The sequence below is a fragment of the Chloroflexia bacterium SDU3-3 genome (assembly GCA_009268125.1).
Lineage (GTDB): Bacteria > Chloroflexota > Chloroflexia > Chloroflexales > Roseiflexaceae > SDU3-3.
Genome location: WBOU01000002.1, coordinates 403,677 through 417,241, shown reverse-complemented (window position 1 = coordinate 417,241; position 13,565 = coordinate 403,677). Strand labels below are relative to the sequence as shown.

6 protein-coding genes are annotated in these 13,565 nt (G+C 68.1%); 1 reads left to right on the top strand and 5 read right to left on the bottom strand.

The features are described from left to right. Positions 1-673: 673 nt before the first annotated feature. Both F8S13_04530 and F8S13_04525 read right to left on the bottom strand, forming a co-directional pair. Positions 674-3,376: a HAMP domain-containing protein gene (locus F8S13_04530; protein ID KAB8145099.1), complete on the bottom strand. Its 2,703-nt coding sequence runs from the start codon at positions 3,374-3,376 to the stop codon at positions 674-676. 142 nt (positions 3,377-3,518) lie between these two features. After that, positions 3,519-5,621, bottom strand: a complete 2,103-nt coding sequence (locus tag F8S13_04525; GenBank protein ID KAB8145098.1) for a GAF domain-containing protein — start codon at positions 5,619-5,621, stop codon at positions 3,519-3,521. 304 nt (positions 5,622-5,925) lie between these two features. Between F8S13_04525 and F8S13_04520 the strand changes: the two genes are divergently transcribed. Continuing rightward, on the top strand, positions 5,926-8,067 hold the full coding sequence (locus F8S13_04520) for a glycoside hydrolase (GenBank protein KAB8145097.1): 2,142 nt from the start codon (positions 5,926-5,928) through the stop codon (positions 8,065-8,067). Between the two features lie 584 nt (positions 8,068-8,651). On the opposite strand, the gene F8S13_04515 is transcribed toward F8S13_04520, so the two are convergent. The 3 genes from F8S13_04515 to F8S13_04505 all read right to left on the bottom strand — a co-directional run bounded on the left by F8S13_04515 (position 8,652) and on the right by F8S13_04505 (position 13,545). Next, positions 8,652-10,256: an NADH-quinone oxidoreductase subunit N gene (locus tag F8S13_04515; GenBank protein KAB8145096.1), complete on the bottom strand. Its 1,605-nt coding sequence runs from the start codon at positions 10,254-10,256 to the stop codon at positions 8,652-8,654. A gap of 66 nt (positions 10,257-10,322) precedes the next feature. Next, positions 10,323-11,843: an NADH-quinone oxidoreductase subunit M gene (locus F8S13_04510; protein ID KAB8145095.1), complete on the bottom strand. Its 1,521-nt coding sequence runs from the start codon at positions 11,841-11,843 to the stop codon at positions 10,323-10,325. Between the two features lie 49 nt (positions 11,844-11,892). Beyond that, complete coding sequence (locus F8S13_04505; protein ID KAB8145094.1) at positions 11,893-13,545, bottom strand: NADH-quinone oxidoreductase subunit M; 1,653 nt, start codon at positions 13,543-13,545, stop codon at positions 11,893-11,895. Positions 13,546-13,565: the final 20 nt, after the last annotated feature.

Sequence of the window (13,565 nt, the reverse complement as noted above, 5' to 3'; positions counted from 1 at the left end):
CCCTGGCAGCGATGTGCTCACCACAGCCGACGTGGCCGTGACCGGCCGTGGCGTGAGCGTGGGTGCCATAGTGGCCGGTGGGAATAGTGGCATGCCGGTGGGGCGCGCTGGTGTGCCCGCTGGGGCAGGCGGCGGCGTGCCGGGCCGCACCGAGGGCGCGGGCGACGACGGCGGCGCGGGCCAGATCGAAGGCGTAGGCGTGGCGGTGCGCGCCGCCGTCGGGCGGGGCGTGCGGCTGCCCGCCACCGGCGACTGCTGCGCGCGCGCCGTGGCCACCGCCGTGCGGCCAATCGAGCCGCCCGCGCTCCGGGTCGGCGTGGGGGTCGGCGTGCCAAGCACCGCCGTCGGGGCGGCGGCCAGCAGCGGCAGCGAGCCGATCTGCGCCGTCGGGAACATGCCCGCCAGCAGCGGCGTGGGGGTGGCCGTCAGGTAGCTGTTGGCGATCGCCGTGGCGGTCGCCACATCCGCCGCGATCCGCTGCACCACGCTCTGCGACATGGGTGGCATCGCGCCCGTGCCTGCCCATGGGCCATAATCGGCAGCGCCCTCGGCCAGCAGGCTCACGTTGCGATAGTTGCTCCTGGGCGACATAGCGGCGGTGATGACATGCTCGATCCCAAAGATCAGCAGCATGGCAAGCGCGATCGTGCCAGCAGCCAGCCAGCGCAGCGGGTCATGCTGCTGCGTTTTTCGCTTCGGTCTCTGCGACTGCATCGATCTGCCTATCCGCTAAAGGCAGCACGAAGCTAAACGTGCTGCCCGCACCAACTTCGCTCTGCACCCACACCTGCCCGCCCTGCCGCTCGATCAGCTGCTTGGTGATCGCCAAGCCCAGGCCGCTGCCGCGCTCGGGCGAGTTGTTGCCCTCGATCCGGCTAAACCGCGTGAACATGCGCCCTAGGCGCTCGGCGGGGATGCCCATGCCAGTGTCGGCCACATCCACCTGCACCTGATCTTCGGCCTGATACGCCTGGATCGTGATCCCGCCAGCCGAGGTGTAGCGCCGCGCGTTATCCACCAGCTGGGTGATGATTAGCCGCAGCTGCTCGCGGTCCGAGAGCACCTGGGGCAGATCGGGCGCGATCTCCACGGTAAGCTTCAGGCCCTTTTTCTCGATAGCGCGCTGCAGCGGTGCCACCGTCGAGTCGATCACCGCGCCGATGTCCAGCGGCTCTGGCTCGGTGGCCAGGGTGTTCGACTGGATGCTGGCGACCATCACGATGTTATTGATCAGATCGCGCAGCTGCTCGGTGCGCCCGTGGATGAGGCCCAGCACCTCGCGCTGATCGTCGTTCATGTCGCCGTAGATACCGCGCTGCAGCAGCTCGATGTAGCTGTAGATCGGCGTCAGCGGCGTGCGCAGCTCGTGCGAGATGGTGGCGATGAAGTCGGTCTTGGCCTCATCCACCTGGGCCTCGGCGGTGATATCGTGCAGCACGATCACCTCGCCGCGCTGCTCGCCCGCCTCGCCGATCACCGGCGCGCGGCTGAGCGTGATGGTGCGCAGGCCCATGCGGTAGTGCCCGGCCACCGTGCGCGACTCGCCAAACATATCCTGGCGCGGCGCGGCGTCCTCCATCTCGATGCTGCCAAACGGCACACCGATCAGCGCGGCCAGATCGCGCTCCAGAATCTGCTGGGCGGCATCGTTGGCCAGCACCACCACGCCATCGGTATCCACCACCACCACGCCATCGGCGATCGACTGCAGGATGGCCTTGCGCTCGCTGGACTCCTCGTAGGTCTGGGTGTAGAGCAGCGCATTGTAGAGCACGCTGGCCGACATGTTCGCGGTGGCGATCAGGGTGGGCAGCTCGGCGGGGGTGAAGGCGGCGGGGCGCTGGTGGCCAAAGATCAGCACGCCCACCAGCGCATCCTTGATCTGCAGCGGGGTCAGCAGCAGGTGCTGAAACTGGGCGATATCGGACAGGCCGCTGGCGGCCAGCAGCGGGTCGTCGCCCGCCACCAGGCGCGGCTCGTGCGCGTCGGCCAGGGCCAGCAGCAGGGGCGCGTCGTCGGCAAGCTCGACGCTGGCCAGCCGTGTCAGGCCAGCCGACGCGCCCTTGGGGACGCGGTAGGCCCACGCACCGTGCTGGTGCAGCAGCGCGCAGACCTCCACGCCATCCAGCAGCGAGCGGGCGGTCTCGCCCGAGACGGACAGCACTGCATCAACGTCGATCTTTGTCGTTAGGTCACGACTAGTGGTGTAAAGCTTCAGCAGGTGGGTCGTCATCTGGTTGAAGGCCACGCCCAGCCGCCCCAGCTCATCGCGCGAGCGGATGTCGGTGCGGCGCTCCAGATCGCCCCCGGCCACCGCCTCGGCGGTGGACACCAGCTCGCCCAGCGGGTGCGTGATCGAGCGGGCAATCAGGTAGCCCACGATCACCGCGCCCAGCGCCAGCGCAAAGGTGATCACCAGCACGGCGTTGCGGCTGAGCGAGAGCGACTCGGCCTGGAAGTCGCTAGAGAGCGCCACCGAGAAGTAGCCGACCTGCGCCTGCGCCACCACCAGCGGACTGTAGGCAAACTCATAGTTGCGCCCGCGCAGCATCACGGTGTCGAACACCGAGCCGGTCTTGTCGGCCTTGAGCCGGTCGAGGATCTCCTGGCGCATGCCGTAGCTCGGCAGCTCGCCATCGCGCTGCAGCAGCGACGAGCCGAGCGGCGCGCCGTCATTGCCGTAGTAGTTCGTCACCACCGACTGGCTGGTCTTCTCGAACAGCTTGAGCATGCGGTCGATCTTGATGCCGACGAATACCCCGCCCAGCACCTTGCCATTTTTGACCACCGGCACCACGGTGTAGAAATATGGCTCGGCGTTGGCCTCAAGCTCGATCAGGTTGGCGTACTTGTCCACCCGATCTGCGGGCGTGCTACGCAGCACGCGCTGGATGTCGGGCAGCGCGCCGAGGTTGGTGCCCGCGATCTCGGTGGGCGGCGCATCGCCCTCGGGCGCACGCTGCCAGTCGAAGAAGGCCTTGCCGGTGCTGTCGAAGGCGATGAAGCGATCGACATCCAGCGTGTCTTTAAACTGGCGCTGGTAGTCGTAGAGCGGGGCGACCGCCTTTTTAATCGTCAGCGGGTCGCCGCTGGCGAAGGCGTCGGGCATGGATGGCGCGCCCACCTCGGGGTTGGGCTGGGCCAGCGCCACCAGGTACAGAAAGGCCAGGTGATCGCGCTCGCGCTGCAGCAGCGCGGTGGATGAGTTGCGGGCGATCTGCTTGAGCTGCTCGGTGAGGCGCTCCTGCCACGAGGCGGCGGTGAGCGCAAGCGCGATCGCCGCACCTGCAAGCGTGACCAGCAGCATGAGCGCAAGGTAGGGGACGATGATCTTATAGCGGATGTGCGACAGAAACAGCCGCAGGAGGCGTTGCATGTGGCCCTACCTTTGCGGGAAAGTGTATGTACAAGACGTAGTGCGGGTCACGGGTGTGCTGCGCATTATATCGTAACTTTATGACACGTTGCAAGGTGCGACCATGCGCCGCCTGCCGCCCGCGAGGGGTGGCGCAGCGCCGCTACGACTGCGCGTAGGGCAGCACGAAGGCGAAGATGCTGCCCTCGCCCTCGCGGCTCTCCAGCCAGATCTGGCCCTGGTGCGCCTCCACCGCCAGCTTGCAGAAGGTCAGGCCCAGGCCAGTGCCGCGCACCTTACGCCCGCGCACCTGGCCAAACTTCTCGAAGATCCGCTCGTGGAAGGCGGCGGGGATGCCCGGCCCGCGATCTTGCACCCACAGCACCAGCCACCTGCCCTCGGGCTGGGGGATACGCACCGGCATCGGGTCGCTGGGCTGGCCGTCGGCGATCACCTGCGCGCCCAGCGTCACCACGCTGCCATTCGGCGAGAACTTGAGGGCGTTATCGAGCAGGTTCTGCAGCACGCGCACCACCTTGTCGTGGTCGGCCTCGATCGGAGGGATGCCGATCGAGACCTGCTGCTCCACCACCACGCTGTGGCTCTGCGCCGAGACGCTCAGGCGCTCGGCGGCCTGGTCGAGCAGCGCGTAGGGGCTGATCGGCTCAAGGTCGAGCGTCATGCGCCCCTCCTCCATCTTGGCGATGTCGAGCAGGGTGTTGATCAGGCCCAGCATGGTCTGGCTGCCCTGGTGGGCGATGCCCAGCAGCTCGCGCTGCTGATCGCTCACGGGGCCGCCCAGGCCGCGGCTGACCATCATGATGCCATTCATGATCGAGGTGAGCGGGGCGCGCAGGTCGTGCACCAGCATGCCGGTGTAGTCGTCGCGCAGCTGCTCCAGCTCCTTCTCCTGCGTCACGTCGCGGAACAGCTCCAGCTGGGCGTAGATGCTGCCGTCATCGTGGCGCACCGGCAGGGTGAAGTGGCGGATGAAGCGCCGCCGCACGCCGCCCAGCTCGTACTCGGTGGTGGTCTGGTCATCGCCCTCGTCGTTCTGCCAGGTGTGGGTGGTGGTCTCGTGGGCGCGCTCGCGCAGCTCGGCCTTCAGCGCGCCCAGGCTGCGGCCCAGCAGCTCGGCCTCGGGCACGCCCAGCAGGTCGGCCACCATGGGGTTGGCGCTCAGGATCTCGTCATCCAGCGTGGTCAGCACGATGCCGTCGGCGGTGGAGTTGAGGATGGCCTGCAGGCGGTCGCGGCCATCCATCACCTGGCGGAACAGCCGCGCGTTCTCGATCGCCACGCCAATGAAGGCGGCCATGCGGGTCAGGCGCTGCTCGTCCTCATCGGTGAACGGGCCATCCAGCTTGTTCAGCAGCTCGATCACGCCGATCACACGGCCCTTGGCCATCATGGGCACGCACAGGATGGATTTGGTGACATAGCCCAGCGACTCGCTGATGTTGCGGTAGAATCGCGGGTCGTTGGCCACATCGGCCACGATCGCGCTCTGCCCGGTGGCCGCCACATAGCCCACCACGCCCGAGCCGAGCGGCACCGACAGCCCGGCCAGCCGCTCCTCGCCGCCCTCCACTGTCATCACAAAATCTAGCGTGCGCTGGGCCTCGTTGATCAGCAGCAGCGAGCCGGCATCCACCCGGAAGTACTGGTTGAGCTTCTGCACCACGAAGGCGTAGACCTCGTGCGCATCCAGCGTGGATGTGACGGTGACGGCGATATCGTTCAGGGTGGAAAGCTCGTCGTCGCGGCGGCGGGCCTGCTCGGTGATCCGAAAGGCCACGATGGCGGCGGCCAGCTGGCTGGAGAGCAGCCGCGTGAAGCCGACCGCATCCTCGGAGAAGCCGCGCGCCTGCGATGCCGGGCTGAGCACCAGCAGGCCGATCGCCATGTCCTGCGAGATCAGCGGCAGCACCTCGGCGTAGCTCACGCCGCGCTGGCGCAGGTAGGGCGCGAGCGCGCTGGCCACATCCTCGCCCTTGGCGGCGTCGATCGTCACCACGTGCCGCTGCTGCAGCGCGGTCTCAAGCGGGCCGCCGGGCAGCAGGTCGACGGCGGCGGGCAGGCTGGCCGACGGCGGAAATTCGCAGACGATCTGCCCGCTCCGCTGCTTGTCGAGCAGCAGCACGGCGCTGCGCGACAGGTCGAGGAACTGGTTCAGCTCATTCAGCGAGAGCAGCAGCAGCTCGTCGAGCGTGGCCGCGGTCTCGATCGCCTGGGTGATGCGGATGAGGGCATCGTTTCGTGGCATAGTTTCGGCTTTGATGCTGTCTTCAGCGGGATAGCTACGCATAGGAACTAACAGCTTCTCTCCAACCGGGCCAGCACACACCGCAGGGATGAAGTATGCTATGATGACGTGCGGCGGCGCGTGATTATTATACGATTCCTACAGATTCCGGCAAGCTGTTCTTGCCTATAGAACGTGACAATTATGTGACTTCGCCCCCTGCGCCGCAGCGATAGCAGGTTTTCTCGCGGTACGAGGCAGCATGTCGCCCCGCCCATCGTTCGCGTCATGCCCGGCGACCGCACCGGCGCGTAGCAAAGGCACCATGCACACACCCCAGAACCTCAACGGCACCTGGCAGCTGATGCCAGTCGACCTGTTCCGCGCGGGCGTCTACCCCGCCGACGATGCGGCCTGGCTTGAGCAAGAGCTGCCCGCCCACTGGCAGCAGCACCCGCTGCTGCAGCGCTACGCGGGCAAGCTGGTCTACCGCAGGCGCTTCGCGCTGCCGCCCGCCGCGCCGGGCCAGCGCCGCTGGCTGCGCCTGGGCGGCGTGTTCTACACCGCCCACGTCTGGCTCAACGGCGTGGCGCTGGGCCAGCAGCAGGGCTACTTCGCCCCCCACACCTACGAGATCACCCAGGCGGCCCAGGCCGAGAACACCCTAGTGGTGGAGGTGGACTGCCCCGACGAGCACCACAAGACCGGCAAGCGCCTGATCACCGGCGTGTTCTCGCACTGGGATTGCCTCGACCCACTCACCAACCCCGGCGGCATCTGGCGGCCCGTGGACGTGCTGGCGAGCGGCGACACCCGCATCGCCGAGCTGCTGCTCGACACCCAGGCCGTGCGCGAGGACGCGGCCCAGGTGCGCTTCCGCGCCACGCTGGACAGCGCCACGGCTGGCGAGGCCCGCCTGCGCTGGACGATCGCGCCCAAGAACTTCGCGGGCCTGGTGCAGACCCTGGTGCAGGAGCAGCCGCTGGCCGAGGGAGTGCGCGAGGTGCAGGGCAGCTTTCACATCCGTGACCCCCAGCTATGGTGGACGCACGACATGGGCCACCCCAGCTGCTACAGCATCCGGCTTGAGGTGCTGCGACGCGGCGAGGTCTCGGACAGCTACACCGCCACCTTCGGCGTGCGCAGCTTCGCGCTGAAGAACTGGGTGGCCTACCTGAACGGCCAGCGCCTGTTCCTGAAGGGCTGCAACTACGCCCCCGGCGACACCCGCATCGCCACCATGGACCGCGAGCGCTGCGAGCAGGACATCCGCCTGGCCCGCGAGTGCCACATGAACCTGCTGCGCATCCACGCCCACGTGGACACGCCCGCGCTCTACGAGGCCGCCGACGAGGCAGGCCTGCTGCTCTGGCAGGATTTCCCGCTGCAGTGGCTCTACGAGCGCGAGGTGCTGCCCGAGGCCGAGCGCCAGGCCCGCCAGATGGTGCGCCTGCTCTACAACCATCCCTCCGTGGGCATCTGGTGCATGCACAACGAGGCGCTCGCCATCGCCGAGACTAGCGACGAGAGCCTGCTGGCCAAGGCGCGGCTCTACAGCTCGACCTTCGGCTGGAACTGGAACCGCGAGGTGATGGACACCCGCCTGAAGGCCGTGGCCGAGCGCGAGGATGCCACGCGGCCCGTGGTGCGCTCCTCGGGCGAGTACGCCGTGCCGGGCGTGCGCGACGGCACCGATACCCACTTCTACTTCGGTTGGTACGACGCCTACGGCCCGCTGGAGGGCTGGGAGCCGCTCATCCGCCGCCTGCCCAAGAACGCCCGCTTCGTCAGCGAGTTCGGCGCGCAGAGCTTCCCCAACGCCGCCAGCTGCGCCCACTTCATGGATGCCGATATCGCCAAGGTCGACTGGGCGCGCCTAGAGCAGCGCCACCAGTTCCAGCCCGAGATCATGGCCCGCTGGCTCGACTGGCGCAGCGCCCAGAGCCTAGAGGAGCTAGCCACGATCACCCAGCGCTACCAGAGCGAGATCAACCGCTTCTACATCGACCGCCTGCGCCTGCGCAAGTACCGCCCCACCGGCGGCGTGGTGCCCTTCATGTTCCACGACCCCAACCCGGCCATCCTCTGGTCGGTGCTGGACTACTGGCGCGTGCCCAAGGCCTCGTACTGGGCGCTGCGGCTGGCCTTCAGCCCGCAGTATGCCTTCTGCATCGTCGCGCCCGGGCCGCACCGCCTGGGCCAGCCGCTCGATCTGGCCATCCACGTGGTGAACGACGCCCGCCAGCCTGCGCCCATCCACATCTCGGCCCGCCTGACCGACAGCGCGGGCGGGCTGCTGTTCGAGCGCACCGCCGAGCTGGCGCTGCCCGCCGACTGCGAGGCCCGCGAGCTGGAGCGCCTGCGGCTGACCCCTGAGCGCACTGGCCAGCACGTGCTGGCCCTGGCCTGGGAGTGCGGCGGCGAGCGCTGCGAGAACCGCTACGAGCTGGATGTGGTGGCCGACTAACCACGAAGACGCGAAGGGCACAAAAGACCGCTCACCACCAAGACTCCAAGGCTCCAAGAAGACAAAAGAGAACGAATACCACGAAGACGCGAAGGTGCGAAGGGCACAAAAGACCGTTTTCACCACTAAGACACCAAGGCACCAAGGGAAGAAAAGGCGCTGGATCAGAGCGCAAAGCCAGCCCTACCCACCCGGCCCATGCGGCGAAGGTGCCGCTCGTGTTTTTTGGCCATATGCACGAACACCAGCGGCCAGCATTCGGCATAGGAATGCTCCAAATTGGGGTTCCAAGGGGCATCGCCCCTGGCGGGGTTCCAAGGGCGCGGAGCCCTTGGTGCCGCCCGCACAGGGCATGACCACCGACCAAGAACTACCATCGTCATCGAGGCCGTAGCCGGTCGGGCCGACCTAGGCGCCGCCCGCGCAGGGCATCCACACACCCACCAAGAGGAACCATCTACCACGAAGGCGCGAAGACACCAAGGGAAGAAAAGGCACTGGATCAGAGCGCAAAGCCAGCCGAGGGCGCAAAAAAGCGCGGCGGGGGATGTGTCCCCCGCCGCGCCAGCAGCACAAAGGGCAGGCTAGAGGCCAGCCACCTGGGCCGCCTTCGCCAGCACGCCCCACAGCACATTCGGCAGCAGGCCCATAGCCAGCATCAGCGCCATGGTCAGCGCCAGCGACAGGCTGACCACGCGCGGCATCGGCAGCGGGCCCTCAGATGCGGGCAGGTTGAACCAGATAACCTTGAGCATGCGCAGGTAGTAGGCCAGCGCCACCACCGTCATCGCCACCGCGATCGCCACCAGCCAGAACGCCCCGGCCTGGTAGCCCGCCATAAACACGAAGAACTTGCCCCAGAACCCGGCCAGGGGCGGGATGCCCGCCAGCGAGAGCACGAAGACCGTGAGCAGCAGCGCCATGGGCATGTTGCGCCGCGCCAGGCCATCCAGGTCGCTCAGGTTGTCGCCGCCGACCGCATCGTGGATGGCGGCCAGCGCGCCGAACGCGCCGATGTTGGTGAGCGTGTAGGCGATCAGGTAGTAGAGCAGGGCCTGCAGGCTGAACTCCTTCGCGCCGTAGGCCGTGGAGCTCCACAGCAGCAGGGCCAGCAGGATGAAGCCCGCGTGGCCGATGCTGGAGTAGGCCAGCAGGCGCTTGGCGTTCTGCTGCGGCAGCGCGGCCAGGTTGCCGAACACCACCGTGGCCAGCGCCACCACCAGCAGCAGCGCGCTCCAGCCACCCAGCGGGGCCAGGCCGCCCGCCGCGCCCGGGAAGGCGGCGGTGAGCATGCGATACAGCATCAGGAAGCCCGCCGTCTTGGACGCGGTGGCGATGAAGGCCGTCACCACGCCGGGCGCACCCTCGTAGACATCGGGGGCGTAGCTGTGGAACGGCACCGCCGCGATCTTGTAGCCCACGCCGCCCACGATAAACACCAGCGCCAGCATCAGCAGCGGCGACGCGCCGCCCGCGCTGGCCTGGGCGATGGTGGTGTAGAGCGTGGCGATCGCGGGCGCGCCATCGCCCTGGCGCAGCCCCGCGCTGGCCGTCAGGCCGTAGGCCAGGCTCATACCGTAGAGCAGGATAGCCGAGGAGAACACGCCGAACAAAAAGTACTTCAGGCCCGACTCGGGCGAGCGGTTGGATGCGCGCTGCTGCCCGGCCAGGATGTACTGCGGAATGGAGGCCAGCTCCAGCGCGATGAAGGCCAGGATCAGCTCCTGCGCGCCCGCCATCAGGCACATGCCCGCCGCGGAGATCAGGATGAGGCCGTAGAACTCGCCGGGGTTCTCGCGCACGGGCCGGCCCATGGAGACCAGCACCACCAACAAGGCCGCCCCCACAAACACCAGCCGCGCGATCTGCGTCAGGTGGTCGGTGGCCAGCGCGCCCAGGATGGGCTGGCCGCCCGGGCCGCCGCGCTGGATGTTGTAGAAGAACGACGTCCACCCCGTACTGGCCGACTCGGGCAGCACGAAGAGGTAGCCGCTCTGCACCAGGGCCGCCGCCAGCACCACCGCCAGCACGATCGCGGTCATCTGCGCCGAGGCCTTGGTGCGCTCGACCAGCGCCGCGCGGTCGGAGGCCCAGCGCTCCATCACATCGGTGATGACGATCATGATGCCCATCACGATCAGCATCATCTCCGGCAGCAGCCGTGAGAGGTCGCTCAGTTCAAAGGTCATAGGTTTGCTCTTTATCCACGAACCTGCGCCGCCGCCCCGCGGGCCGCGCGCAGCCGAACATTCCGCCTAGCGCCCCAGCGCCACCTGCGCGGCCTGCTGCACCGCCGCCGCCACCGGGGCCACGCCCGAGGCGATCGGCTCGGTGAGGATGCCGGGGAAGATGCCGCAGCCGATCACCACCACCGCCAGCAGGATGCCCGCCGCGCGCTCCTGCCAGGTGAGCTTGGGCAGGCTGAGAAACGCCTGGTTGCGCAGCGGCGCGAAGAACACCGCGTGGATGGCCCGCAAAATGTAGGTGACGGTGACCGGGATAGCCAGCGCCGCCAGCACCGCTATGATCGGGTAGGCCTGCCACATGCCCATCAGGATGTTTAGCTCGGCCCAGAACCCGGCCAGGCCCGGCATGCCCATGGCCGACAGACCCGCGATGATGAACAGCACCGCCGTGAACGGCATCACGGCCAGCAGCCCGCCCAGCTCGGGGAGCTGGCGGGTGTGGGTGCGCTCGTAGATCATGCGGCCCACCACCGCGAAGAACAGGGCCGTCATCGCGCCGTGGGCGAACATCTGCAGCACCGCGCCGGTGAGGCCGATGGTGGTGCCCGATGCGATGCCCAGCAGCGTGAGCGCCATATGGCTCACCGACGAGTAGCCCAGCATATACTTCATGTCGGGCTGCACGGCGGCGATCACCGCCGCGTAGAGCACGCCCACCACCACCAGGATGGAGAGCGGCAGCATCCAGTAGCTCGCGCCGTAGGGCATCAGCCACAGCGCCACGCGGATGCAGCCGTAGGCCCCCAGGTTCTTCAGCACGCCCGCGTGCATCATGGAGGCGGCGGTGGGCGCGGCGGCATAGCCCACCGGCGACCAGCTGTGGAAGGGGAACATGCCCGCCAGCACCGCAAAGCCCACAAACAGTGCGGGGAAGATCGCCACCTGCGTGGCGCGCGAGAACAGGCCGCCCTGGGCCAGCAGCCGCAGGTCGAAGGTGCGCAGGCCGCTGCCGAAGTAGACCGCCACCATGCCGAAGATGATCAGCGCCGAGCCGCCCATCAGGTAGAGCGTCAGCTTCAGCGCGCCGTACTCCTTGCGCACGCTGCCCCAGATGCCCACCAGCAGGTACATGGGCAGCACCGCCAGCTCGTAGAACACGAACAGCAGGAACAGGTCGATCGAGACGAACACGCCGTAGACGCCCACCGCCAGCATCAGCAGCAGCACCCAGTACTCGCGGCAGCGCTCCTCGATGTTCCAGCTCACCAGCGCGGCGGTGAAGATCACCAGGCCGTTGAGCAGCAGCATCGGGGTGGAAATACCATCCACCGCCAGGGTGTAGTTGATGCCCAGCTGCGGCAGCCAGGGCAGCGTCTCGACAAACTGGAAGCGCGTGGCGCTGTGGTAGTCGTAGCCTAAGAAGACCAGCGCCGCGAGCACGAGCGACAGGAATGCGAAGCCGGTGCCCACCGCGCGGATCGCCTGCTTCTGCCCGGCTGGCAGCAGCATGATGATCACCGATGGCACCAGCAGGCACAGCCAGATCAGGCTGAGCCAGGGGATATGAGCGGGAAGCTGGAGCACGTTCATAGTACGCCCATCTGCGGCGACCCAGAGCCAGCGCCCTGGCGTCGCGATATCACGAAAGGAACTGGCGGACCACCTGGGCCAGCGCCAGCGCCGCCGCGTTGCTCATGTCGAGCAGCGGCGCGGGGAAGATGCCCAGCGCCAGCAGCAGGGCCAGCAGCGGCGCGGCGGCCACAAACTCGCGGCTGGAGAGCCGCAGGTCGCCCGCGCCGCCCAGGATGCCGCTGGGCGCACCGTGGAAGATCTGGCCAAACATGCGCAGCAGGGCCAGCGCGGTGATCACCAGGCCCAGTGTGGCCACGCCGGTGAACAGCGGCAGCGCGGCCCATGCCCCCCGGAAGATCATCAGCTCGCCCACGAACCCGGCCAGGCCCGGCAGGCCCAGGTTGGCAAACAGCGCCACGCCGAACACGCCCGCGAACAGCGGCATGGAGCGGCGCAGGCCGCCGATGCCGCCAAGCTGCCATGTGCCGGTGCGGTCGTAGAGCGCCCCAGCCAGCAGGAACAGCGCGGCGGTCGAGAGGCCGTGGGCCACCATCTGCATCACCGCGCCGTTGGTCGCGATCGCGCGGCTGTCGGCGTCGCCGGATGAATAGGCCACGGCGGCGATCGCCAGCGCCACGTAGCCCATGTGGTTGATCGAGGTGTAGGCGATCAGCCGCTTGATGTCGCCGCGCACGTAGGAGAGCGCGCCGTACGCGCCCGCCAGCACGCCGGCCAGGGCCAGCGCCGCCATCGTGGGGGCGAAGGTGTGGGCGGCCTCGGGCACCAGCGGCAGCAGAATGCGCAGCATGCCGTACGCGCCCATCTTCGACATCACCCCGGCCAGCAGCATGGAGCCAGCCGTGGGGGCCTCGGCGTAGGTCTCGGGCAGCCAGATATGCAGCGGCCACACGCCCAGCTTGATGCCGAAGGCCAGGAAGATCGCCCAGAAGGCGATGCCGCCGTACAGCGCGGGGTTTGCGCCCAGCACATTGGCCAGGCCGATCTGCTGCGCGTAGCTGGCCAGCATCGTCTGCAGGCTGGGCATCCCGGCCTCCAGGCCCTGCCCGATCCGCCCGAGCTTGATCAGATCGAAGGTGGGCGAGCCTGCGGCGCTGGTGGCCACGTAGAAGAACTGGAACAGCAGCAGCATGCCCAGCGAGCCAGCCAGGGTGTAGACGAAGAACAGCAGCGCGGCGCGCGCGCGCGGCCCGCCGTCGCGGCCCCAGCCCTGCACCAAGAAGAAGGCCGGGACGAGGCTAAACTCCCAGAAGATAAAGAAGAAGAAGAAGTTCAGCGCCACAAAGTAGCCCAGCATCGCCGCTTCCAGCAGGAAGATCAGCGCGAAGTGGGCGTGGGCGCGCTCCCTCACGCCGCCCGCCGCCAGCAGCGCCACCGGCGCAAGCGCCGCCGTCAGCAGCACCAGCGGCAGGCTCAGGCCATCCACCCCCAGGAAGTACTCGACCTGGATGGCGCTGACCCACGGCACCTTCTCGACGTACTGCACCACCGCCTGGCCCTGGGCGGTGGCGCTGGGGTCGAACCCGGCCCAGACCGCGCAGGCCAGCGCCAGCGGCACCAAGGCCCACAGCACCGCCCCGATCTTCATCGCCCGCTCGGGCAGCTTCAGCCAGGCGCTCAGGCCCACCAGCCCCAGGCCCGCCAGCGGCGAGAGGATCAGGAGCGTGAGCAATGGGAAGCCCGCAGTTCGCAAATAGTCCATAGTTGTATCTGCTCGCCGCC